General features: G+C 59.7%; 21 protein-coding genes and 1 tRNA gene. 9 read left to right on the forward strand and 13 right to left on the reverse strand.

All coding sequences use genetic code 11. The features are described from left to right. Positions 1 to 74 precede the first annotated feature (74 nt). From FKG95_RS13190 to FKG95_RS13200, 3 genes are all read left to right on the forward strand, one after another. Positions 75 to 764, forward strand: coding sequence for an ABC transporter permease (locus FKG95_RS13190; RefSeq protein ID WP_142896847.1), 690 nt, complete (start codon positions 75 to 77; stop codon positions 762 to 764). Positions 765 to 778: 14 nt separating this feature from the next. Beyond that, positions 779 to 1477 carry an ABC transporter permease gene (locus tag FKG95_RS13195; RefSeq protein ID WP_142896848.1) on the forward strand — a complete coding sequence of 233 codons (699 nt, stop codon included), beginning with the start codon at positions 779 to 781 and terminating at the stop codon, positions 1475 to 1477. A 175-nt stretch (positions 1478 to 1652) separates the two neighbouring features. Further along, complete coding sequence (locus FKG95_RS13200; protein ID WP_142896849.1) at positions 1653 to 2966, forward strand: PAS domain-containing sensor histidine kinase; 1314 nt, start codon at positions 1653 to 1655, stop codon at positions 2964 to 2966. Positions 2967 to 3120: 154 nt separating this feature from the next. On the opposite strand, the gene FKG95_RS13205 is transcribed toward FKG95_RS13200, so the two are convergent. The 3 genes from FKG95_RS13205 to FKG95_RS13215 all read right to left on the reverse strand — a co-directional run bounded on the left by FKG95_RS13205 (position 3121) and on the right by FKG95_RS13215 (position 6048). Further along, on the reverse strand, positions 3121 to 4800 hold the full coding sequence (locus FKG95_RS13205; protein ID WP_142896850.1) for a methyl-accepting chemotaxis protein: 1680 nt from the start codon (positions 4798 to 4800) through the stop codon (positions 3121 to 3123). A 274-nt stretch (positions 4801 to 5074) separates the two neighbouring features. Continuing rightward, on the reverse strand, positions 5075 to 5662 hold the full coding sequence (locus tag FKG95_RS13210) for a hypothetical protein (protein WP_218940186.1): 588 nt from the start codon (positions 5660 to 5662) through the stop codon (positions 5075 to 5077). Between the two features lie 310 nt (positions 5663 to 5972). Beyond that, positions 5973 to 6048, reverse strand: a tRNA-Ala gene (locus FKG95_RS13215). Between the two features lie 291 nt (positions 6049 to 6339). On the opposite strand from FKG95_RS13215, the gene FKG95_RS13220 reads away from it, so the two are divergent. After that, positions 6340 to 6648, forward strand: coding sequence for a YggT family protein (locus FKG95_RS13220; RefSeq protein ID WP_142896851.1), 309 nt, complete (start codon positions 6340 to 6342; stop codon positions 6646 to 6648). 204 nt (positions 6649 to 6852) lie between these two features. Beyond that, entirely contained in the window at positions 6853 to 7752 is a 900-nt protein-coding gene (folD, locus tag FKG95_RS13225) for a bifunctional methylenetetrahydrofolate dehydrogenase/methenyltetrahydrofolate cyclohydrolase FolD (RefSeq protein ID WP_142896852.1), read from the forward strand. Between the two features lie 108 nt (positions 7753 to 7860). On the opposite strand, the gene FKG95_RS13230 is transcribed toward folD, so the two are convergent. Beyond that, on the reverse strand, positions 7861 to 8190 hold the full coding sequence (locus FKG95_RS13230) for a DUF3253 domain-containing protein (RefSeq protein WP_218940188.1): 330 nt from the start codon (positions 8188 to 8190) through the stop codon (positions 7861 to 7863). Positions 8191 to 8400: 210 nt separating this feature from the next. Between FKG95_RS13230 and FKG95_RS13235 the strand changes: the two genes are divergently transcribed. Further along, entirely contained in the window at positions 8401 to 9090 is a 690-nt protein-coding gene (locus tag FKG95_RS13235) for an NnrU family protein (protein WP_179954081.1), read from the forward strand. Positions 9091 to 9105: 15 nt separating this feature from the next. Here FKG95_RS13235 and FKG95_RS13240 read toward each other — a convergent pair whose 3' ends face one another. The 7 genes from FKG95_RS13240 to FKG95_RS13270 form a co-directional block, all read right to left on the reverse strand. Beyond that, positions 9106 to 10317, reverse strand: a complete 1212-nt coding sequence (locus FKG95_RS13240) for an argininosuccinate synthase (RefSeq protein ID WP_142896854.1) — start codon at positions 10315 to 10317, stop codon at positions 9106 to 9108. 251 nt (positions 10318 to 10568) lie between these two features. Further along, complete coding sequence (locus tag FKG95_RS13245; RefSeq protein WP_142896855.1) at positions 10569 to 11222, reverse strand: hypothetical protein; 654 nt, start codon at positions 11220 to 11222, stop codon at positions 10569 to 10571. Positions 11223 to 11358: 136 nt separating this feature from the next. Beyond that, positions 11359 to 12027, reverse strand: a complete 669-nt coding sequence (locus FKG95_RS13250; RefSeq protein ID WP_142896856.1) for a C39 family peptidase — start codon at positions 12025 to 12027, stop codon at positions 11359 to 11361. Between the two features lie 268 nt (positions 12028 to 12295). Further along, a complete protein-coding gene (locus FKG95_RS13255) occupies positions 12296 to 12721 on the reverse strand; it encodes a hypothetical protein (protein ID WP_142896857.1) in 426 nt (141 codons plus the stop codon). A gap of 135 nt (positions 12722 to 12856) precedes the next feature. Continuing rightward, positions 12857 to 13981, reverse strand: a complete 1125-nt coding sequence (locus tag FKG95_RS30330) for a hypothetical protein (protein ID WP_142896858.1) — start codon at positions 13979 to 13981, stop codon at positions 12857 to 12859. A gap of 25 nt (positions 13982 to 14006) precedes the next feature. Then, positions 14007 to 15161 (reverse strand): hypothetical protein, encoded by a 1155-nt coding sequence (locus FKG95_RS29660; RefSeq protein WP_179954082.1) that lies wholly within the window; start codon positions 15159 to 15161, stop codon positions 14007 to 14009. A gap of 223 nt (positions 15162 to 15384) precedes the next feature. After that, positions 15385 to 16605, reverse strand: a complete 1221-nt coding sequence (locus FKG95_RS13270; RefSeq protein WP_179954083.1) for a helix-turn-helix transcriptional regulator — start codon at positions 16603 to 16605, stop codon at positions 15385 to 15387. 991 nt (positions 16606 to 17596) lie between these two features. On the opposite strand from FKG95_RS13270, the gene FKG95_RS13275 reads away from it, so the two are divergent. After that, positions 17597 to 18973: a transporter gene (locus FKG95_RS13275; protein WP_142896860.1), complete on the forward strand. Its 1377-nt coding sequence runs from the start codon at positions 17597 to 17599 to the stop codon at positions 18971 to 18973. A 45-nt stretch (positions 18974 to 19018) separates the two neighbouring features. Here FKG95_RS13275 and rlmN read toward each other — a convergent pair whose 3' ends face one another. Then, the gene (gene rlmN / locus FKG95_RS13280; protein ID WP_142896861.1) at positions 19019 to 20140 is read right to left on the reverse strand and encodes a dual-specificity RNA methyltransferase RlmN; all 1122 of its coding nucleotides are present in this window, start codon (positions 20138 to 20140) and stop codon (positions 19019 to 19021) included. Between the two features lie 81 nt (positions 20141 to 20221). Then, complete coding sequence (locus tag FKG95_RS13285) at positions 20222 to 20755, reverse strand: invasion associated locus B family protein (protein WP_142896862.1); 534 nt, start codon at positions 20753 to 20755, stop codon at positions 20222 to 20224. A gap of 181 nt (positions 20756 to 20936) precedes the next feature. Between FKG95_RS13285 and FKG95_RS13290 the strand changes: the two genes are divergently transcribed. Together FKG95_RS13290 and FKG95_RS13295 are read left to right on the forward strand one after the other, a co-directional pair. Next, the gene (locus FKG95_RS13290) at positions 20937 to 21620 is read left to right on the forward strand and encodes a sigma-70 family RNA polymerase sigma factor (protein WP_246116761.1); all 684 of its coding nucleotides are present in this window, start codon (positions 20937 to 20939) and stop codon (positions 21618 to 21620) included. Next, positions 21617 to 22339: a ChrR family anti-sigma-E factor gene (locus FKG95_RS13295; protein ID WP_246116762.1), complete on the forward strand. Its 723-nt coding sequence runs from the start codon at positions 21617 to 21619 to the stop codon at positions 22337 to 22339. The genes FKG95_RS13290 and FKG95_RS13295 overlap by 4 nt, the downstream gene beginning before the upstream one ends. Positions 22340 to 22389: the final 50 nt, after the last annotated feature.

Genomic DNA, 22389 nt, shown 5'->3' on the forward strand with positions numbered 1-22389 from the left:
AACACTCCGTCTCGTCTGGCGACCGACAGGCCGCGGATCGAGACTGCCCTTAACGCTGATCACGGCGAAGATCCATGTTCGACCTTCAGGGATACGGCCCCTCCATACTAGACGGCGCACGTCTGACCGTCGCGGTCGCCCTGGTCTCGCTGGCCATTGCCATGGTTCTTGGGTTGGTCACGGCGCTGGCCAAGCTGTCGGGCATGCGCGCCGCCGTTATTGCCGCGACGGTCTACACGACGATCATTCGCGGCGTCCCCGACCTGGTTCTGATGCTGCTGATCTTTTTCGGCGGACAGGTCCTGGTCAACGACCTCGCGCCGATGGTCGGTTACGATGAATACGTCGACATCAATCCCTTCATCGCCGGCTGTCTCACGATCGGTTTCATCTTCGGTGCCTATATGGGGGAGACCTTCCGGGGCGCGATCCTGGCGGTGCCCGTCGGTCTGCTGGAAGCCGGCGCGGCCTATGGCATGTCCCGCGGCCAGGTCCTGATCCGCATTCTGATCCCGCAGATGATGCGCCATGCCCTGCCCGGCTTCGGCAATAACTGGCTGGTGCTGATGAAAACCACGGCCCTGGTTTCGGTCATCGGACTGGAGGATATGGTCCGCAAAGCCGGTCTCGCGGCCGGCGCCACCCGTGAGCCCTTCCCGTTCTATTTCGCGGTGGGCGTCCTGTTTCTGGCCTTCACGACGGTGTCGGTTCTGGCGCTGCGCTGGGCGGAGAAGCATTACAGCGCCGGCGTGCGGCAAGTATAGGGGAGATATTGGTCATGGATTTCTCGATCATCACCGAAAATATCTCCGAGTACATCAACGGCCTGTGGCTGACGGTCCAACTGGTCAGCCTGTCGCTCGTTATCGGCCTGGTTCTCTCCGTGCCCTTCGCGGTCATGCGCTCCACCAACCGGATTTTTATCTCCGGGCCGGTCTGGCTCTTCACCTACTGCTTTCGGGGGACGCCTCTGCTGGTGCAGATGTTCCTTTTTTACTATGGCCTCGGCCAGCTGGAATTCGTGAAGGAACTGAGCCAAAGCTGGACCTTCATGCAGGACGCCTACTGGTACGCCCTGCTCGCCTTTACGCTGAACACAGCGGCTTACACCACCGAAATCATCCGTGGCGCCATCGTAGCAACCCCTTACGGCGAAATTGAAGCGGCCCGGGCCTGCGGAATGTCGCGTTCGCTGGTCCTGCGCCGTGTGGTGCTGCCCAGCGCCTTTCGGCGCGCCCTGCCGGCCTATTCGAACGAAGTGATTTTCATGCTTCACGGCAGCGCCCTGGCCAGCCTGATCACGCTCGTCGATATCACCGGCGCGGCCCGGATCATCAATTCGCGTTACTACAGCCCCTACGAAGCTTTCCTCACCGCCGCCGCCTTTTACATGGCGCTGACCTTCCTGATCGTCTGGGGCTTCCGTCAGCTCGAAAAACGCTGGCACGCGCATCTCAAGCCGCGCGAAACGAATTAACCCCCGGCGTTTCTCGCTAATCAGGCGAAGTCGTAAAACACCTCAGGTTGATTTCGAACCGGGCGAGATGCACTGGACAGAAGGTCTGAGACGCTTTAATCCTCGTAAGATTCGTTAACTTTGCACTATTGTTATAGACTTTCTCGAACACTTCGGCGTGCATGAGGGAGACTTTATGTCCGACGTCCGGACAAAGTATTCTGGATTGAGTCAAGACGAGCTGCTTCAGGAAGTCGAGCGGCTGGAAGAACGCCTGCGCAAGTTTCAGGAAAAGACCAGGGACGGCCTGGAGGCGGAAGAAGCGCTATGGCAAAGCCAGCAGCGGTTCCAGGACATTGCGGAGATCGCCTCTGACTGGTTCTGGGAGATGGATGCGGATCTGCGCTTCAGTTATTTTTCCGAGCGTTACGAAGCGGTCACGGGCATTCACCCGGAAAAATCGCTGGGCAAGACCCGCAAGGAACTCTGGGAGCGCCTGCCGCCCCCCTCGCCCATGCTGAAGTTCGAATGGGATCAGCATTGGGAACTGCTGATGAACCGGCAGGCCTTCAGCAATCTGCGAACCCAGTGGGTGCACGCGGACGGGCAGTTGCACAGCTATGTCATCAGCGGCAAACCCCTGTTCGACAGCGCGGGAAACTTCGCCGGCTATCGCGGTATCGGCACGGATATCACCAAGGAAGTCCGGGCCCAGGAAGAATTCATTGCCGCGAAGGAAGAGGCGGAACGCGCCAATCGCGGCAAGTCCGAGTTTTTGGCAAACATGAGCCACGAACTCCGCACGCCCCTGAACGCGGTGATCGGCTTTTCCGAAGTGATGGAACACGAACTTTTTGGAGAGTTGGGCGACCGCCGTTACCGGGAATACGTGGGCTATATGAAAAACAGCGGGCTGCACCTGCTGGGGATCATCAATTCCATCCTCGATCTCTCGAAGATCGAAGCCGGAAAGCTGACGCTCTACGAAGAAGAAATCAATCTGGCCGAGGTCATCAGCTACTGCTTTCAGCTTGTTGTCGCAAAGCAGGAAGAAAAGCGGATCGAGCTCGATCTACAGCTCTCCGATGATCTTCCCAACCTATGGGCCGACGAACGCCTTGTGCGTCAAATTCTGCTGAACATCGGCTCCAACGCCCGCAAATTCACTGGTAACGGCGGCAAGGTCACCGTGACAACCCGCATGGGTGATCATGCTGGACACGAGATTACGATCTCGGACAACGGGATCGGCATGAGCAACGCGGATCTCCAGGCGGCCCTGACACCCTTTGGTCAGGTCGACAGCTCCCTCAGCCGCCGCTACGAGGGGACGGGCCTTGGCCTGCCGCTCTCAAACTCCTTCATCAAGCTGCATGGCGGACAACTGGAGATCGAGAGCGCCCCGGACAGCGGCACGAACGTGACCGTCAAGTTTCCTGCCGAACGGGTCCTTAAACCGCAGGATCCGCGGCTCGGCATGCGGCTGGGCGAGAAAAGGGAAGGCGTCTAGATCAGATCAGGTTTGGATGGAATCGCCGAAGGCGATGCATCGTGCTTGTGAGTCTGATCTAACACGCAGACTTAGAACGGATTCACGGGTTTCGGATGAGAATCCATAGTTATGAATGAATTCTCAACCGAAACACGATCCGGTTTAGAGGCGATCAGGCCGCGCGCACTTTGCGCAGGAAGTCGTCCACCTCGCGACGCAGTGTTTCCGAATGATTTGCCAGGTCACCGGCCGCCGACAAAACACCGCTCGAGGAAGTGCCGGTCGCATCGGCAGACTTTGTGACTTCGGCAATCGTCACTGAAACTTCGCTGGTTCCGGTCGCGGCCTCCTGGACGTTGCGCGAGATTTCCTGCGTCGCAGCACCCTGTTGCTCTACGGCAGCGGCGATCGATCCCGCCACCTCGTCGACCTTCGCGATGGTTCCGCCGATGTTCTTGATGGCGTCCACGGCGCCGGTCGTCGCGGTCTGCATGGCGGCGATCTGCGCGCTGATCTCGTCCGTCGCCTTGGCCGTCTGAGACGCCAGGTTCTTGACCTCACCGGCAACCACAGCAAAGCCTTTACCAGCTTCACCCGCGCGGGCGGCCTCGATTGTCGCATTCAGCGCCAGAAGATTGGTCTGCTCGGCGATATCTGAGATCAGACTGATGACATCGCCGATCTTGCGGGCGGCGGCGGAAAGCCCCTCGACATCTTCGTTGGTCTGTCCAACCTGCGTGACGGCCTCGCTGGCGATCTGAGAGGATTCCGAGACACGGCGGCTGATTTCGGTAATCGAGCTGGAGAGCTCCTCCGACGCTGAGGCCACGGCCTGGACATTTGCGGTCGTGACTTCGGAGGCCGCGGAGACGCTGTTGGCCTGTTCCGTGGTCGACTGCGCGGCCGAGGACATCTCCTGGGCTGCGGTCTGCATGGAGGTCGCGCCGTCGGCGACCTGATCGACGACAGCCATTACGGAGGCCTCGAAGGCATCAGCCATGGCATTCATCGCAGCCTGTTTGTCGGCTTCGGCTTTCGCCTTGCTCGCCGCCTGCTCGTCTTCGAGGCGGCGCATCTCAATCGCATTTTGTTTGAAGACCTCGACCGCCTGCGCCATCGCGCCGATATCGTCGCGCTTGTCGCGCGCCGGAACATCGGTTTCGAGCTGGCCGTCGGCCAGGTCGCGCATCGCCGCGGTCATCTGGGCCAGTGGGCGTCCAACCATGCGGGTGGTCACAAAGGCCAGCAGACCGGCAAGCAGGACAACGGCCACGATGGCACCAATGACTTGGGTCTTCAAGGCATCAGCCACCACGGCGTTTAGACCCTCCAGGCTCCAGGCCACCGCCAGAATGCCCACCGGATCCTTTTTGATGTTCAAAGGCTGCACCGCGATAATGACGTGGTCGCCCGTCGATTCAAAATAGACCCCGCCGTTTTCAACAGCGGCCTTCGCCCAATCATCGACGTTGGGAAGTTCATGGGATGGCAGCTTGTCGGACTTGAAACGAGTCACCTCCTGGCCATCACGATTGTAAGTCACGATATTTGAGATGGCTGAGTCCTCGGCGGTGACAAAAGCGTCGTAACCATCAGTAATGGACTTCGCCTTATTCCACTGCAAACCACCGGCTACCGTGGTCGCCAACAGGCTTGTGATAGTGGTGAACGAGCGCTCACCCTGAGAGACCAGAGCCGCGCGTTCATTGATCACGTTGGTCGTCACCATGACCACCAGCCCTAACGCGATCGACAGCGCAGCGACAAGGGAGACCTTTCGCGCAACCGTCAGCGCGCTCTGTGAAGGCTGCTGACCTGAACTTGCAGGTAGACCGAACTGTTGCTCAGACATAGATTTCCCCAATTGAAACACGTCTCGAGTACGTTCCCCTCCCGCCTTTGCGAGAATGAGATACGGGTCTCTCTTCGTTTGACTTAAGAACGGTGCACACTCTTGATTGCCGGAACCGCAAGCGACCGTGCTTTTGAAACTGACCGTCTGCCTTTGAGTCAAAGACAGACGGTCAGACTCTCTAGCGCATATTTGAAAGGGCGGATTATGCTCTCGACGTTTTATGCCGAGACCGATCCTCCCGTTTCACATATAGCGTTTCGCGTGTCGGCTCTTACAGGAAGGCCTCGACGTTCATGCCAACCGTGATCGCGCCGATCACTTCGCCGCTGGCGGGGTCGACAATGGACATGCTCATCTGCGACTGGAAGGTCTGGGTCGACTCGTCTTCCTCGACCTCGTCGATAAACATGGCATCGGGACCGGCAAGGAAAGTTTTCTGCCACTTTCCTTCGTCACCCTGCCAGTAGTCGGAGGTCACGTCGCTCTGCGCGACGTTCAGGCCCTTGGAGTCCATGACGAAGACTTCCGTGACCAGCCCGCCGGACTCGTCCTTCTTCTTCTTGAGGTACTGGGAAACAGCGTGGCCCAGGACCTCGTTGATCATCGGCTGGCTGGACGCACTGGTTTCTGCGCGCCATTTCTGGTCCATCGCATCGATGTCGGCCTGGGAAAGGCCTGCGTGCTTTTCGTTCTGAGCCTTGATTGCAGCAACCAGGTCCGCATCTGCAACCCAGGTCTTCACGGTCGAGTTCGCAAAATCCTGCATGGGCGCAACATGTGCGTCGGTCGCCATTGCAGCAGAAGCAGCTAACATTCCGACGAGGCCCGTGGCCGCCGCCAAAGATGCTTTAAAATTCATGACACCACCTATGAGTTAATCGAAGTTCTTGTGACTGCCCGGAACATTAGGTGATTTATCCTAACCATCGATTAATAAGAGCAAATTCGCAGGGAGGAGCGCTACAACCCGGAATTATGCTTGTGCGCCAATTATTTTCGTATCAGCAGGCATCTACAGAAGACGGGCCTCTTGATTCGGACAACCGATGACGGGGCAATGATGCGTGCAATTGCACGGATGTCAGGCAGCCGGAGAAGCCTAAAGGACAGCGCTCACACTCAGGTATCGGAGATACCGTTAGGTTTTACGGGCAGGTTTTACGGGAAAATGGTGGAGCCGAGGAGGATCGAACTCCCGACCTTCGCATTGCGAACGCGACGCTCTCCCAGCTGAGCTACGGCCCCACAACAACCGCGACGGCGGTTTCGCTCCCGCGACCATGAGGAACGGTACGTAGAGATAATGAGAATTCGGGCAAAGGCTGTCAAGGCACCGCTTTTCCTCAGAAAACAAGGAAAATACCGGACAGCAGACAACGGAATTGGGAGAGCACTGGGTTCCACTTCACAGGACATTTCGCTGCCATTCAGCTAGCGGCTTGCTGAAATAAGCCGTGATGACATAGTGTGGCGGTCGTTCCTGATCGGCTGAGCAGGAATATCGGCCACCCCGCTAACGAAATAATGAAGAGTCTGATGATTGTTCTGGATCCCGTGCTTGCCGTTATAAGTGTCGCCCTCAACCTGTACTGGTTCGTGGTGATTATCTCCGTGGTCCTCTCCTGGCTGGTCCAATTCAACGTCGTCAACACGAGCAATCAGTTTGTCAGCATGATTGGCGAGTTTACCTGGCGGGCGACCGAACCGGCTTTGCGTCCGATCCGGCGCTTCGTGCCAAACCTGGGCGGGATCGATATTTCTCCCGTAGTGCTTCTGCTCGCCATCTTCTTCCTCCAGCAGGTCATCACGAACATTCGCGTTTCACTCCGTGTCGGAGCTTTCTGATTACAGCCCCTTCAAACGCAGGGACAAGGGCGTATCTGTGGCGGCGCGTCTACAGCCGGCGGCGCGCCGAGACTGAGGCCATCAGAAGCCGGCGAGTCGGCGTCGGTCATGAACCTGCCGTTTTCAGGCATGGCCAAGAACGTCAGATTGTTAAAAAGCTCAAACGTGACGGCACAGCGGAAACAACAGCGGGGAGACCTTCGAATGGCAGGCGCGGTAACACTTGACGGGAAGGCCTTTGCAGCCGGCTTGCGCGAGCGGGTCTCGGCGGAAGTCGCAAGCCTGAAATCGGAACACGGCCTGACCCCCGGGCTCGCCGTGGTGCTGGTCGGTGAAGATCCCGCGAGCCAGGTCTACGTCCGCAGCAAAGGAAAACAGACTGTCGAATGCGGGATGAATTCCTTTGAGCACAAGATGGACGCCAGCGTCAGCCAGGAGGAGCTGCTGGCCAAGGTCGCGGAGCTGAATGCCGATCCGGCCGTCCACGGTATCCTGGTTCAGCTGCCTCTGCCCAAGCACATGGACGACCTCGCCGTCATCGATGCCATCGACCCGGCCAAGGATGTCGATGGATTTCACGCCATCAACGCAGGCCGCCTCATGACCGGCGGCAAGGGTGCCGCGGCACCGATGGTGCCCTGCACGCCCCTGGGGTGTCTGCTCCTGCTGCGGGATCATCTCGGCGATATGTCCGGCCTGACCGCCGTTGTCGTCGGCCGCTCCAATATCGTGGGCAAGCCCATGGGACAGCTCCTGCTTCAGGAAAGCTGCACCGTCACTATCGCCCACAGCCGGACCAAAGACCTGCCGTCAGTCTGCCGTGAAGCGGATATTCTGGTCGCTGCCGTGGGACGGCCCGAGATGGTCAAGGGTGACTGGATCAAGCCGGGCGCGACCGTGATCGATGTGGGCATCAACCGTATCGACGTGGAAGGCGGCAAGACCCGTCTGGTCGGTGACGTGGCGACAGCCGAGGCCAGGGAGGTCGCGGGCGCCATCACCCCGGTTCCCGGCGGCATCGGCCCCATGACCATCGCTTGCCTTCTGGCCAACACGGTCACGGCAACCTGCCGTCAGGCCGGTATCGACGCGCCGGATTTTTAGAGCGCCGGATTTTTAGAGCACTGGACTTCCAACGCACCTCACATCCAGTGTGGCGGAACGAGACATCTGACCTGCACCGAACACGCAGAGTAGTGCCGGTCAGATGTTTTAGGAGGCGCCGTCCTCCGCCGCTCCGGGCAGCGCGAGGCGGATCAGGCCCTTGATCGGGGCATGCGGGTCCGCGACTTTCCCTTTCCGCAGGATGGTCAAACGCCCTTGCCGCGCCAGATGCAGTGCCTGCTGGCGGACAGCGGGCAGGTACTTGCGCCAGAGATCGGGTGGATCGTTCCGCTTGGCGCGTCCCGCCGCGAAACTGCGGGCCACAGCGTTGGGGTCGAGGTTCCGGGCGGCTCCACCTTCTTCAAGCATCTGCAGGATCATCCTGGCGATGGGATCATCCTTTTGTGCATCCGGTGTCTCGCTTGTCTCTTCTGTCATCTCTTTTCGGCTTTCAAATTCTGTGGCTCTGTCACTTCAGATCGAACTCGCCTGTCCAATCGCTCCGTGACGGGGTCCCGGCTCAAGATGATCCGGTCTAGACAGGGGGCAATCTTGTTCCCATATTGCCACCAGTGGTTTTTGCAGAGTTGCGGGGTTTTTCCTTCATCAGGGGAAACCCCGAAACTCTAAAACAATGCGGTGCCTTCAGTGAACGAACTTCTGGCAGCTACAATTCTCTTTGCTGGCGGGCACTTTCTGCTCTCCAGCGCGTCGTTACGCAAGCCCCTGAGCCGCAAACTCGGCAACAACGGCTTCCAAATAGTCTATTCGCTCTGCGTCCTGGCGGCTTTCGTCTGGATGCTGTTTGCTTACGCCAGCGCGCCCTTTGTAAACCTATGGTTTCCCGCGCCGGCCCTGGCCTGGGCCCCTCAGGTGCTGATGCCGATCGCTTTCTTCGCCGTGGTCGCCGGCCTCACAACTCCCAGCGCAACGGCGGTGGGCGGCCAAAAGCTCCTGGAGGACACGCCCCAAAGCGCCACACGCGGCATCTTTACTATTACCCGCCACCCTTTTTTATGGGGCACAACGCTCTGGGCCTTCAGCCACCTGCTGGCCAACGGCGACGCCGCATCCATTATCCTGATGGTGGGTATCGCCGTCCTCAGCCTGGGCGGGATGCACCATATTGACCAGCGCCGAGAGGCGGCCCTCGGCGCCGCGTGGGGCCCCTACGCCATGACCACCAGCCTGGTGCCTTTCGCGGCCATCGCGTCGGGCCGCACAAAACTCGATTGGCGGGGCATCGGATGGTGGCGCCCTCTGGTCGCACTGGTTATCCACGTGGTGGCCATGGCCCTCCACCCGGCCGTGATCGGTGTCAGCCCCTTCCCGGGTTAAAGCGGCCCGTGCCGCCTACGCCTGACCCTTTTGGCGGTTGAGCAGACGCAGGCGCAGGGCATTGAGCTTGATGAAGCCCTCGGCATCACGCTGATCGTAGACGGAATCCTCTTCGAAGGTGACGTGCTCCATGCTGTAGAGCGAGTCCGGTGACTTGCGGCCACACACGATCACGTTGCCTTTGTAGAGCTTGAGCCGGACCGTGCCGTTGACCTTTTCCTGGCTCTTGTCGATCAGCGCCTGCAGCATCTCGCGCTCCGGACTGAACCAGAAGCCGTTGTAGAGCAGCTCGGCGTAGCGCGGCATAAGCTCGTCTTTCAGATGTGCCGCGCCGCGGTCCAGGGTGATGGATTCCATCGCCCGGTGGGCGGCGATCAGGATCGTCCCGCCCGGTGTCTCATAGATCCCCCGGCTTTTCATACCAACGAAGCGGTTCTCGACCAGATCCAGACGGCCGATGCCGTTCGCGCCGCCCAGCTCGTTCAGACGGGTCAAGAGGCTCGCCGGGCTGAGGGCTTCACCGTCGATGGCAACGGGATCGCCCTGCTTGAACTCAACCTCGATGAAGGTGGGCTCGTCCGGCGCCGCTTCCGGGGACACACTGCGGGAGAAGACATGTTCGCCCGGCGAGACCCAGGGATCCTCCATCTCCTTGCCTTCCGCGGAGATATGCAGAAGGTTTGCATCGACAGAGAACGGCGCTTCGCCGCGCTTGTCCTTTGCGATCGGGATCTGATGGCTTTCCGCGAATTCGATCAGACGGGTACGGGACGTCAGGTCCCACTCGCGCCAGGGGGAAATCACGTGAATGTCCGGCTGGAGCGCATAGTAGCCGAGCTCAAAGCGCACCTGATCGTTGCCCTTGCCCGTCGCGCCGTGACAGACGGCGTCGGCGCCGGTTTCCCGGGCGATCTCGATCTGCCGCTTGGCGATCAGAGGGCGGGCGATCGAGGTGCCGAGCAGATAGACACCTTCGTAGAGTGCGTTGGCGCGGAACATCGGGAAGACGTAATCGCGCACGAAGGTCTCGCGCAGGTCCTCGATGTAGATTTCCTTCACGCCGAGCATCTCGGCCTTCTTGCGTGCGGGCTCCAACTCCTCACCCTGCCCCAGGTCGGCGGTAAAGGTCACGACCTCGCAGTTATAGGTCGTTTGCAGCCACTTTAGAATTACCGAGGTGTCGAGACCGCCGGAATAGGCGAGCACGACTTTCTTGATGTCGCTCATGAGGTCCACGCGTCGTTCTAGAGCGATTTGCGCATAAACGGACCCAGAATGCATTGCCTCTCAATCGGCACACAGCCGATCCCGGACACACACTTTGAGATCCCGTAATTCCAGAAACGCAATCCGCTACAATATGTAAGAAGGTCTGAAACCGCGCGGAGTATAGGCAAAAGCGGACAGGGAGCAAGACTTGCACGCGACGGCAAAGCAGGAGTTGCCGGACCCCGCCCGGCAGCGGCATGAGCCGTGGATCAATTGGCCCGGCTGATCCCGTTGATCAGGCGGCTGTTCCTGACCGCGCTGCGGATCGATTGCTGGAAACTGCCGAAGTTCTGGACCGTGACGTCGATATTCAGTTCCTGGCGCAGCGAACGTCCGTCGGCGGTGTTCACGATCACGCCGAGAATCTGATTTTGGGTGATCCGGTGCAGCGCCGCGCTGAAGCCGTTGCTGTCGTTGATCGCCACGCCGCTGTCGCCGGCCAAGGCTCCGAGATCCACATTGGTGGGAGCGACCGTCTGAAGGGGCACATCCGTTTCCCGGCCGAAATTAAAGGTTACGCCGCCACCCGGCGGACTTGCCGTGGAGGAGACCATTTCGGAGACCAGTCCTGACGGACTTACCTGCGCGACGGATTCCAACACAAGGGCGCCATCCACGAAGGTCCGGATATTCGCCCCGATCGCCATTTCAAGGCCACCGACATTGAATGTGCCGCGCAGCTGCGAGAGTTCGGCAAGATCGACCGTCTCAAGTCCGTAAAAATCGTCCCTTGAGCTTTGGCCGGCACCGAAGTTGGCGGCTTTGAGCGAGGCGCGCCCCGCGGCATCCGCCGCGACCTGCGGTGCGGGCAGGGCCAGCGCCACGAGAAAACCCGCAAGCGCCAAGCCACTGCCCCAGGCCATCACCCCCCGTGGAAAGACTGCCCGCGTAGACGGACCCCACGCAAACCGGCCATCAGCGGACGAGCTGCGATCTCCGCAGCGGACGGGCTTCAGGATGGCGAAAAACCGGGAGCGAGATATTCTTCTGGTCACGGCATCACCTCCCCAACTCGTTGCGGCCGGGAAGATGCAGGGTGAAGGAGCTGATACCGGCGCGGTCCAGACCTTCGCCAATCGGTGATTTTGGCCGGACCCGCCAATCGACGGCCTTGTTGAAGTGCGCCCGGGCCGTCTCGATCTCATTGCGCGCGGCCAGGACGATGCCCCCGCCCCAGACCTTTTCGAAGTTGTCGCGGTCCCAGACCGTGGTTCCCAGGGCGGGATCCGCGACCACGACCCGGTTTTCCTCAATCCCCTTGACCACGACGAAGTGCCGGTACCCGCGGGTGTTGATCAGAACGATCCCGGGCACCCCGATCCGGGCCAGTTTCTCGAGCGACATCCTGAAGCCGTCGGACTTGAGACCGCGCTTATCCAGGAAGCGTTTCATGTCCAGCATGGAGAAGCCGTCGGTCTGAATCTTGGCCTGATCCCCGGTCAGAAACATCTCTTCGAAGACCTCGGCCTCGCTGACCGGTGCATTGTAGTGATGGGAGAGAAGGGTCGCGACCGCCGCCGAGCCGCAGCTGAAGTCATACTGTTGGCGGATCACGCGCTTCCAGCGCGCTTCCTTGAGGCTGGTCAGCTTGAGCGAGAAAGCACCGCCGGCACCCCAAACCCGGGTCTCACCCGCCTGTAGGTCCCCGGGCGACGAGGTGGCGGTCATAAAGCAAAACGCGAGCGGCAGGAGCGCAAGTTTCCAGGCGGCGCTTTTCCTGACCTGTCGCCCTGCCAGGCCGGCACTGTTCAGGCCAGAATCGGGCCAAGCTCGATTAGGCCGAATCCTGTCGGCCCGAATCCTGTCGGATCGAAACCTCTGCATGATCGAAATCCCTTAAAAGAATAGGCCTGCACACCTGCGTAAAGGCTCAACAGATGCCACCTTCAATCGCCCCCAGGCCGCCAATCCAAGAGGCCGTTAATCTAAGAGCCCATTAATCCAAGAGATTGAACGTCACACCGATCGCGGCTTCGACTGCGTTGTTGTTCCCGGTCACGACATTCACAAGGCCCACACCGCCGAAGTTGTCGAAGGCGTTGTCCCCGAAACTGACTCCGCCGGTGGCGAAGGTATCGGCTGTGATGGCGCCACCAACCACGCTCGCATTGAGATCCTGATCCGTCGCGACGGTGATCGAGGTACCGCCTTCGCGGCCACGCAATTCGCCCATCTGCGCAGCGTCGACAACCCCGACGTCTCCGAAGGCATTGGTTTCCGGAGAGGACACGTCCATGGAAGGCATGGCGTTGGACTTAAAGGGGTCCAGGCCCTGGCGATCTGCAAGCACATCGCCTGCGTGGCTCTCGCTGCCGGCGATTAATGCGCCGACCGTCAGCAATAAAATAAGTTTCCGTCTCATGACACAGCTCCCGGTATCCACAGCTCACCCTTCACCTTGATCGCTCGGAGGGTGATTCCGCGTCTTTGACAGATAAAAAATGTGAGGGGGATGGCGGAGTGTGCTCCGCCATCCCGGTCTCATATGCGCGTCTCGTCAGTTCCCGATACTGACCCCGGAGTGCGCCGCAACCGACACACCGCCCAAAGTCGCATTGTAGAAACCGGACGACACATTGATGTTGGCGATGCCGCCGAAGGTTCCGGCACCGACATCGATCGTGACCGGACCGGTGGTCAGCATGCCACCCTGGCCTGCGCCACCGTTTCCGCCGTTACCACCGGCACCACCGGCGCCACCCATGGCCGTCGCGACATCCGAAGTGGCATCGCCACCGTTGCCGCCCGTACCACCTGCACCGCCTGCGCCACCGGCACCGCCGGTTCCGGATGCATCGGCAGAGGTCGCGCTTCCACCAGCACCACCGTTACCGCCCGTACCGCCGGTCCCACCGGTCCCGCCAGCTCCGCCGGTTGCGTTCGCACCGCCGTCTGCCGCAGGTCCGCCGTTGGCAATGTTGGTTCCGGCATCGGCGTTGCCGCCTGTACCGCCCTGACCGCCATTGCCTTCGCCGTTTCCATTGGCATTGGCGTTGCCGCCGTTTGCGCTGTTGTTACCCGAGTCGGTATCGCCCGAGCTTCCGGAAGCGCTGGCGGTTGCATCACCGCCGTGACCACCGCGTGCGGCGTCACCACCGTTACCGCCATCGGCGCCGGATTCGGCATCGGCGTTGGATTCGGCATAGCCGTAAGCGCCATCGCCACCGTCACCGCCGCGTGCCCCACGGCCTGCGTTCCCGCCATCGGCATCGGAATAGGCTTCGGCATAGTCGCCGTTGCCACCGGCAGCGCCGTTCCCGCCGTTGCCGCCATTGCCACCCATCACACGGATCGCCGAACCGGTCACGGTCGCGGTCATGTCCTGAAAGGAAATGACATCGAGGTCGGAGTTAAAAGACTCCGAATAGGCCGTCGCGGTTCCGCCGGCACCACCGGCGCCACCGGCACCGGCCGCTCCAGCCGTAGCACCCGGACCCGCGTTGTTGGCATTGGCGTTGCCGCCATCACCGCCGGCACCGCCGTTAGCGTTGGCGTCTGCGTTTGCAATCGCCGAAGCTTCGTTGTCGTTGCCGAATTTGTTTTTCGGGTTTGCGGAGGCACCCGTTGCGAATGCCAGAACGAGAGCGATGGCCGACGTTCCCGCCAAAAGACTCTTTAACATAGTTCTTTCCTCCATCTCTCTTCGTTTACTGGGTTCCACCAGCAGCAGCTACATTGCCGATGTTCACGCCCGAATGGGCTGCTACAGACACGCCACCAAGGGTCGCGTTGTAGAAGCCCGAGGAGACATTGATATTGGCGATACCGCCAAAGGTTCCGGCACCGACGTTAACCGCAACCGCACCTGTCGACAGCGTGCCACCGGCACCATTGCCGCCGACACCACCGTTACCGCCGTTGCCGCCGTTACCGCCGGTCGCGTTCGCTGCACCGGCCGTTGCCGTGCCGCCGTTACCACCGGCACCGCCACCGGCGCCATCGCCGCCGGCACCACCAGATGCCGTGGCAGGTCCGGAGTTCGCGTTGCCACCGGTCCCGCCTGCGCCACCGGCACCACCGCTACCGCCGGCGCCACCAGCACCGCCGGTTCCGGTTGCTGCGCCGGCCGTTGCCGAGCCTCCCGTGGCCGAGTTCCCGCCGGCGCTGCCCGCACCGCCGGCACCACCGGCGCCACCGGCACCGGAATCGCCACCGTTGGCATTTGCGTTGCCGCCATTGCCGTCGTTGCCGCCGGAATCGGTGTTACCGCTGTTGCCCGCGGTATTCGCATCGCCGTTGCCGCCTTCACCACCACGACGTCCGTCACCGCCGTTGCCACCGTCAGCGGCAGAGCCGGCATTCGCGTTCGAATAGGCTTCGCCGTATTCGCCGTTACCGCCGTCGCCACCATTGCCGCCGCGCCGGCCATTGCCGCCGTTCGCTTCGGAATAGGCATCCGCGTAAGAGCCGTCCCCACCAATGGCACCATCGCCGCCGTTACCGCCGTTACCGCCAAGAATGCGGATCGGTGCGCCGGTGACGGCCGCAGTCATGTATTGATAGGAAATCACTTCGACGTCTTCGTTGAAGGATTCGGCATAGGCCGAGGCCGTTCCGCCTGCTCCGCCCGCACCGCCGGCGCCCGCGGTCCCGGCTGTTCCGCCCGGACCTTCATCACTGCCGTTTGCATTGGCGTTCCCGCCGTTGCCGCCCGCGCCGCCATTGGCATTGGCGTTGGCCATTGCGTCTGCGGTTGCGGTGTTCCCGTCACCAAATTTATTCTTGGGGTTCGCAGACGCGTCGAGCGCGAAAGTCATAACGAGAGCAAGCGCCGAACTCCCTATCAAAAATCTTTTAAACATAAGGCTCCCTCCTAAGGTCTAGATGATGCCTGCTGACTACCTGAAGATCTTGAGACGCCGGACCGATGGTGAGCTGAACATAGTGTCCCCATAGTCCGAGGTTCCTGGCGCCCGGATGAGTTGAAGCCCTAGAATGGAAGGAGTATCGGCCGCTGTCGTGCCCCATTTGGGTCAGATTTGGTGTGAAGAGCGCCTTTTAATACAACTTTCACAGGATTTCTGATCAGGCCTCTCCATGGGGGCGGCTGCGTACCACTCCGCGCTCGTCGAAATGCAGGTCGAAGCAACCTTCACGCCTCGCTTCAGGCAGGCGAAACGAGGCCGGTCCGGTCAGGATCAGGCGAACAAGTTCCGATTGACGGTCGATACCGGTCTTCGAAAAAATCCGTTTCAGATGGGTGCGCACGGTCTGATATTTGATACCCATGCTCTCCGCCGCCTCATCGAGCCGGTAACCGTTGGAGAGGAGCCTGGCCAGCTTGGCTTCGGTGGGCGTGAACTCGTAGAATTTGACCAGCTGGTCCTCGCGGATCCGGCAGCGGTACTCGGGATCGCTGATGATCAGGATCGACCCGGCGCCGTTTTCCTCGTCAATCACGCTCTCCCTGCATAAGGGGATCAGAATCAGGGTCACCGGCTCCGGCCCCTCAGACCTCATGACCGACATTTTGCGGCCCTCGGCGCCATTTCCCGCCGATTTCAGGAAAGCCTGGAGGCTTGGTTTGAATCTGTCCAGCGTAACGGCTGAACCGTTTTTCCGGTGGCTGTCGTTCTGTTCTTTCGACAGCCAACTGACCGCCATCGCATTGGCTTCCATCACCCGGCCATGCCCATCCAGCAAAGCCACGCCGACGGAGAGGGCGCCGAGCATTTCCATCAGGATCTGTTGAGAGAAGTTCGATGTGCCCAAGAGTTCGTGCACCTGTATGATCCGCCGGAAGTGCGGCATCACCTGCTCAATCAGGGCCAGGTCGCCGGCCTCGAATGGCCCTTCGGCCTGAGGCCGGCCGAACCCCGCGCAGATCAGGCGCTTGTCCTTGCGCGCCAAAACACCCCAGGCGCAATGATGGACTCCCGCCGGCTGCAACCAGTCCCGATAGAACCTGCTGTCGCGCAACTGCTCGAAGGGAAGGATCTCCTCACCCGACACCACGGTGTCGGTGTTCCGGAAAAAGCGCTCGTCACGGAACCAGGCATTCGCAGGCGCACCCGGCTCTGAATACTGCCGCACCAAAAGTTCGGAGAGATTCTCGGCGTGTTCGATCCGGCCAGCTCCGCTGTCGAAGTCGTGCGATACGATAAGCCCGACGCTGGCCCGGCAGGTCGACATGACCGACTTTACGGCGGGTGACCAGGTCGAAGGTGTTTCAACAGCCTTATAAAAAGCCGACAGCAAAGCCGCCAGTGTGCCATCTGATGTTTCGCGCAGTAGGGAGTTCAGCATAGTTCCGCCCCGAATCATTTCCGGAGCAGGCCCACACTCCAGGTGAACCTGCTCGCATTATCTGAGTTGGATCGGGTTCACATATGTTGGCGAAACCACAAGGCGCTTCCGACAAAACAGAATCCGATCTGGGCTTCTCCTCCGGTCCGGCCGGCACCTTGGACGCTCTTGATTGCATGCTCTGAAGTGCGGTCTGTCTTAAATTCACCCGCACTCAGCTAATAGTTGTCTTTCAGTGCGCCCGTGAAGGTGGGTGCACCGACGCAATGAGCATGCCGGACAGCCGGACGAGAAGCAGAACAAATTTTCACTTCATCGCACAGACAGCACCGACGCTTTCGCGCAGTGAGGTGGGAACGAACAGCAATATCAGTGCACGCCGAGGCACATCAAACCTATCTGCATGAGCAGAGATAGGGCTATGACCCCCTTGCACGATCGGCACTACGTAAATTTTCTTATTTTCCTATAATACTCGTTGTTTAGGAATTTTTACGTAGAAATCGAATGCTTAATATATGTGGTATACATCATAGCAATTATTATGCCAAATGTAATTTTATTTACATAACAAAGCGCTAGTCTTAAGACTTGATTTTCGTTAACCATAATTGTAAAGATTTCATACAGCCATGCGCTGCATTTTCGGCAGGATGTGTAGACAATCGGCTCATTAATGTGTGTTTTTTTAATTACTTAGACTATAAAAACCAAAAGTTTCAGGTTGTAAAATTTTTCGACTCATCTGTTTTTCTGCGATAATTTTTTCCGAACGCACCCGCATCAAGGCAGAGGCAGAAAGTCGTTTCCGTGAAGGAAGACGCATGAGGACACAACGGCAGAGTTATTTACAAACTGTCGTAAATGAAAAATCTGAATAGTAGAAATTTCTATCTATAAGAGTATACTCCAGAAAAGCGTTTGTTTCATTCACGACAACTCATCGGCGGGAGATTTTAAAACCAGATAATTGAATTTGAGGGGGTATCAAATGAAATGGCAATCTGCCGCTGCAATTACGATTTCCGTGCTCTCCTATCCGGCTGGCCCTCTGGCAGCTCAGACGCTGCCATCAGCAACCGTTCAGCCAAGTGATAAATCACTCACCACTGCCCAGGCGGCAAACCTATCGCTCGAGGCCAAACTGGCCCGTCTCGAACGCGCGTTACAGCAACAGCGCGAAGAGATCGACTATCTTAAAAATCAATTGCTCTCCCAAAGCAGGGGCGGCCGGTCACCAGCCTCGGACGTCCGACTCAATTACGGAACGACCGGCCTGACGGATTATGCGTTCGAGCCGCCCACCGACGCCCAAGGCAGTCAGCAAGACTGGCTCAGCGCCAAGACCCGGGCATCGAATCCGCAACAGCAGCGACCGGTTCAAACCGCTCAACAAGACCAGCAGCAGCCCGTCGGGAAACCGCCCGAAACGCCCGAGCGAAAGGTTCCCGAGGTTCAGGCCATTCCGGAACTGGGGGGTGTCCTCACACCGGCAGGCAAGCTTATCGTCGAACCCTCGCTCCAGTATTCCCATTCGCAGGTCAACCGCTTCACCTTTCTGGGCATCGAAATTCTGGACACCTTCCTGATCGGACTTCTGGAAGCCGAGGACACCGACCGGGATCTCTTCACCCCGGCGCTGACCGGGCGGCTGGGGATCACCGATCGTTTCGAGCTCGAACTGAAGGTCCCCTATGTGATCCGGAACGACCGCGTCAGCTTCGTCATCCCGCAGGTCGACCCCAACGCGACCATCACACAGGAGCTGGACGGCAACGGGCTCGGCGACATCGAGGTGGCAGCTCATTACCAGATCAACAACGGCCTGAACGACTGGCCGATCTTCATCGGCAACCTGCGCTACAAGTCGACCACCGGAACCGGACCCTTCGACGTCAGCCGCGATGCAAACGGCCTGGAGACCGAACTGCCGACCGGCTCGGGATTTCATTCGGTGGAACCCAGTATTACAGCGCTCTATCCTTCTGATCCTGCTGTGTTTTTCGCAAACCTGGGATATCTTTACACGGTCGAGGACGATGTGGGCGAGAACTTCAACGATCAGAACATCGGCAACGTCGATCCCGGTGACGCCTACCGGGTCAGTTTCGGGATGGCTTATTCAATCAACGAACGCACCTCCTTCACCCTGGGCTACAAGCACGACTTCATCGGGGAGACGGATACCGAGGTCAACGGCGTGACGCTCTCGAGCAATACCCTGGATGTCGGGTCGCTTCTTCTGGGCTACAGCTTCCAGTTCGACGAGAACCTGGCCGCAAATTTCAATCTGGAACTGGGCGTGACCGCGGACGCACCGGACGTGCTCATGACCTTCCGGATGCCATTCCTGATCGACGTGTTTTAAAGTTGAAGTGGCGACCGAGCGGCGGATCTCTCCGGGCTAAGCCTCTTAAGTCCGCTCGCTCTTGCGCTTGCGTTCGGATTCGGACTTGAGCTGGCCGCAGGCCGCCAGAATGTCCTCGCCGCGCGTCGCCCGGACGGGTGCGGAGAGCTGCCCGTCGTTCAGGATCTTCGCGAAGCGGTGGATCGCATTGTTCGAGGAACACTCGAAGAAGGAGCCCGGCCAGGGATTGAAGGGAATCAAATTCACCTTTGCCGGAATGTCCTTCAGCAGTTTGATCAGCGCCCGTGCGTCCTCGGGCGAGTCGTTCACGCCCTTGAGCATCACGTATTCGAAGGTGATCCGCCGCGCGTTGTTGGTGCCGGGATAATCGCGGCAGGTCTGCAGCAACTCCTTGAGCGGATACTTCTTGTTGATCGGCATGATCTTGTCGCGGGTCTCGTCATCGACCGCATGCAGCGAAACCGCGAGATTGACCCCCAGCTCCCGCCCGCAGCGTTCCATCTCTGGAACCACACCGGAGGTCGAGAGCGTGATCTTGCGCTTCGATATGGCGACGCCCTCGCCATCCATGGCGATCTTAAGAGCGGTCGCGACATTGTCGTAGTTATAAAGCGGCTCGCCCATGCCCATCATCACCACATTGGTGATTTTGCGGTCCAAGCGGGTGCTCGGCCACTCGTCCAAGGCGTCACGCGCCAGCATGATCTGACTGATGATTTCCGCCGGGGAGAGGTTACGGACCAGCCGCTGCGTGCCCGTGTGGCAGAATTTACAGGTCAGGGTACAGCCGACCTGGCTGGAAACGCAGAGCGTGCCGCGGTCTTCCTCGGGGATGTAGACCGTCTCGACTTCCTGACCGTCGGCGAAGCGCAGCAGCCATTTCCGGGTCCCGTCCGCGGAGGTCAGGTCCTGAACCACGTCGGGCCGGCGAACCACAAAGCTCTCTGCAAGCCGGGCACGGAAAGCCTTGCTCAACGAGCTCATCTCGGCGAAGTCGGTGATGCCTTTGCTGTAGATCCAGTGCCAGAGCTGGCGGGCGCGAAAGGCCGGCTCGCCAAGGGCCGTGATCTCAGCCTCAAGCGCCTCGCGGGAGAGCCCCACAAGGTTCTTGAACTCCGCCGAATCGCTCGGCGGCGCAAACAGCTCAGCGTGCGCGGTTCCAGCCATAGCCGTTAGATACGCGCGCGGACCGTCAAACGCAAGCCATCCCGGTAGCCTTTCACGCGATGGGGCCCGCCGGGAAGATGGTTAATTGACACCGCAGCTTGCGGAGATTGCGCGGTAGGCAGCCGTAAAGCCCTTGAGTGAATAGGTATCGGTCGTGAGCGTTCCGCGGGAAGACGTGCCTTTGACCAGCATGGTCGAGCCACGGATCATCGCCTGGACCATTGTCTTGTCCAGATTGTGGTCCGGTGCCCAGGCACCGTCATTCTGGGTGAAGAACTCCTCGGTCCGGTCCCCGATCGTCACCGTCGCCGGGCTGCCTTTTTTGAATTGATAGCCTGCAACGAAACTGACCTCGTCACGCCGGGACTCGGCAGGCCGGTGGGTCACGAGGGCATAGATGTCGCCCCGTTTCGAGTAATCGCCGGCCGACTTGCTCGGCACGGACGCCATGTAACATGCCGGTTTACCGTCTTCCATGAAGCGGTAGGCGCTCCAGGACCCGAAATCTCCCAGGCGTTCGATTCCCTGGGCCGATGCAGAAGTGCCCAGTGTGAAAAAGAGCGGCAACGCCAGAACCCCGGCCATTGTCGCCCGCATCAATGCAAATGAAGTCATACCCTTATTATAGAGAGCACTTTTCCGTTCGCTACCCCCTGATAACAGGATTTTTTGCTTCCCAAGGGCATATCTGGGATTACATGCCAAAAAAAACCGTGGCGAGGACCGTCAAACCTGATCCAAGCCTCCCGGCGCGCCGTATAGCCTCCTGTAGTGCAGCAATGAAGTGGAAATCTGTGTGGATAATGCTGTCGCGCAACAGGATGTAAACGCAGAGGTGGCAAGATCTCTTGCCGCCATCGCGTTTATCGCGTCTGATAACGCAATGACGCAGGAACCGGTAGCAAGAGAACCGAAGCGGCAGGACCCGCTAACACCGCCTGAGCTGGTGGCGCTGGTCCATGAAATCGCAGAGCGGCGCTGCAAAGAGTCGTTCCAGGAGCTGTTTGGCTTTTTTGCACCCCGCGTGAAGGCTTATCTGATGCGGCTTGGCTCGGACATGCATCAGGCGGAAGAACTGGTTCAAGAGGCCATGATCATGGTCTGGCGCAAAGCCGCCAGTTTCGACCCGGCGCAGGCAGCCGTAAGCACATGGGTGTTTACGATTGCGCGAAATAAACGAATCGATGCAATCCGGCGCGAGAAGCGCCCGGAGATCGATCTGGAAGACCCGGCGCTCGTTCCGCAGCCAGAAGCACTCGCGGACGGGATCGTAGAACAACAGCAGCACGCGAGACGGCTGAAGGACGCAATCAGCCGCCTCTCTGCGGAGCAGGCAGAGTTGATCAAGATGGCATATTTTGCTGATAAGGCGCATGGCGCCATTGCTGAAGAAACCGGCCTGCCGCTTGGGACTGTCAAATCCCGGTTGCGCCTGGCGCTCGGACACCTTCGCAAAGAACTCAAGGAGGAGTCCCTATGACTTCGGCCTCACCTCATGGTCACGGCGGCGCCATGCGTTCGCTGCCGGCCAATCACGTAACCGACGAGCTGCTCGCGGCCTACGCGGCAGGCACGTTGTCGGAAGCGGAGTCGCTGATTGTGGCGACCCATTCGGCCTTTTGTCCTATCTGCAGAGACGCGATTGCCGCGTTCGAAGCGGTTGGCGCAAGCCTTCTCGATGAGATAGAGCCCGAAGCGTTGAGCGCGGGGTCCCTGGAGTCCGTGATGGCGAAACTCGACGACTTGGAGGATCTGCCCGACAACGTGGTGCGGCACCCAAGCGCAAAAACTGCGGCAGCCGGTTCGGACCAGGGTTTTGTGCTGCCTGAGCCGCTGCGCAGTTACGTTGGCGGAGACCTCAATGACGTGGTATGGCGCCCCGTGATACGCGGTCTCGAGGAGGCTGAACTCTCTGTCTCCGGGCCTGAGTTCAACGTCCGGCTGATCCGGGTCGCCGCTGGCGCCGCCATGCCGCAGCACAGCCACCACGGCTCGGAGTACACTTTGCTCCTGACCGGTGCCTACCGGGATAGCTCCGGCCGCTACGCGCGCGGTGATTTTCAGATGGCCGACGGCGATGTTGATCACCAACCGACCGCGGAACCCGGCGAGCCCTGCGTCTGCCTGATTGTGACCGATGCGCCGATAAAGCTGACCGGACCGGTTGGGCGCCTGCTGAACCCTTTCATCCGCTATTGATTTGAGGCCGGTTCAACCGGCGGATCAGGTGCGATCCTTGCAGCGGCGAC

The organism is Denitrobaculum tricleocarpae, assembly GCF_007004665.1.
Classification (GTDB): domain Bacteria; phylum Pseudomonadota; class Alphaproteobacteria; order Kiloniellales; family Kiloniellaceae; genus Denitrobaculum; species Denitrobaculum tricleocarpae.

Bases quoted from the DNA above. Each gene is read 5' to 3' on its own strand.
- FKG95_RS13190 (WP_142896847.1), top strand. From the start codon at position 75: ATGTTCGACCTTCAGGGATACGGCCCCTCCATACTAGACGGCGCACGT.
- FKG95_RS13195 (WP_142896848.1), top strand. From the start codon at position 779: ATGGATTTCTCGATCATCACCGAAAATATCTCCGAGTACATCAACGGC.
- FKG95_RS13200 (WP_142896849.1), top strand. From the start codon at position 1,653: ATGTCCGACGTCCGGACAAAGTATTCTGGATTGAGTCAAGACGAGCTG.
- FKG95_RS13205 (WP_142896850.1), bottom strand. From the start codon at position 4,800: ATGTCTGAGCAACAGTTCGGTCTACCTGCAAGTTCAGGTCAGCAGCCT.
- FKG95_RS13210 (WP_218940186.1), bottom strand. From the start codon at position 5,662: ATGAATTTTAAAGCATCTTTGGCGGCGGCCACGGGCCTCGTCGGAATG.
- FKG95_RS13220 (WP_142896851.1), top strand. From the start codon at position 6,340: ATGATTGTTCTGGATCCCGTGCTTGCCGTTATAAGTGTCGCCCTCAAC.
- folD (WP_142896852.1), top strand. From the start codon at position 6,853: ATGGCAGGCGCGGTAACACTTGACGGGAAGGCCTTTGCAGCCGGCTTG.
- FKG95_RS13230 (WP_218940188.1), bottom strand. From the start codon at position 8,190: ATGACAGAAGAGACAAGCGAGACACCGGATGCACAAAAGGATGATCCC.
- FKG95_RS13240 (WP_142896854.1), bottom strand. From the start codon at position 10,317: ATGAGCGACATCAAGAAAGTCGTGCTCGCCTATTCCGGCGGTCTCGAC.
- FKG95_RS13245 (WP_142896855.1), bottom strand. From the start codon at position 11,222: ATGGCCTGGGGCAGTGGCTTGGCGCTTGCGGGTTTTCTCGTGGCGCTG.
- FKG95_RS13250 (WP_142896856.1), bottom strand. From the start codon at position 12,027: ATGACCGCCACCTCGTCGCCCGGGGACCTACAGGCGGGTGAGACCCGG.
- FKG95_RS13255 (WP_142896857.1), bottom strand. From the start codon at position 12,721: ATGAGACGGAAACTTATTTTATTGCTGACGGTCGGCGCATTAATCGCC.
- FKG95_RS30330 (WP_142896858.1), bottom strand. From the start codon at position 13,981: ATGTTAAAGAGTCTTTTGGCGGGAACGTCGGCCATCGCTCTCGTTCTG.
- FKG95_RS29660 (WP_179954082.1), bottom strand. From the start codon at position 15,161: ATGTTTAAAAGATTTTTGATAGGGAGTTCGGCGCTTGCTCTCGTTATG.
- FKG95_RS13270 (WP_179954083.1), bottom strand. From the start codon at position 16,605: ATGCTGAACTCCCTACTGCGCGAAACATCAGATGGCACACTGGCGGCT.
- FKG95_RS13275 (WP_142896860.1), top strand. From the start codon at position 17,597: ATGAAATGGCAATCTGCCGCTGCAATTACGATTTCCGTGCTCTCCTAT.
- rlmN (WP_142896861.1), bottom strand. From the start codon at position 20,140: ATGGCTGGAACCGCGCACGCTGAGCTGTTTGCGCCGCCGAGCGATTCG.
- FKG95_RS13285 (WP_142896862.1), bottom strand. From the start codon at position 20,755: ATGACTTCATTTGCATTGATGCGGGCGACAATGGCCGGGGTTCTGGCG.
- FKG95_RS13295 (WP_246116762.1), top strand. From the start codon at position 21,617: ATGACTTCGGCCTCACCTCATGGTCACGGCGGCGCCATGCGTTCGCTG.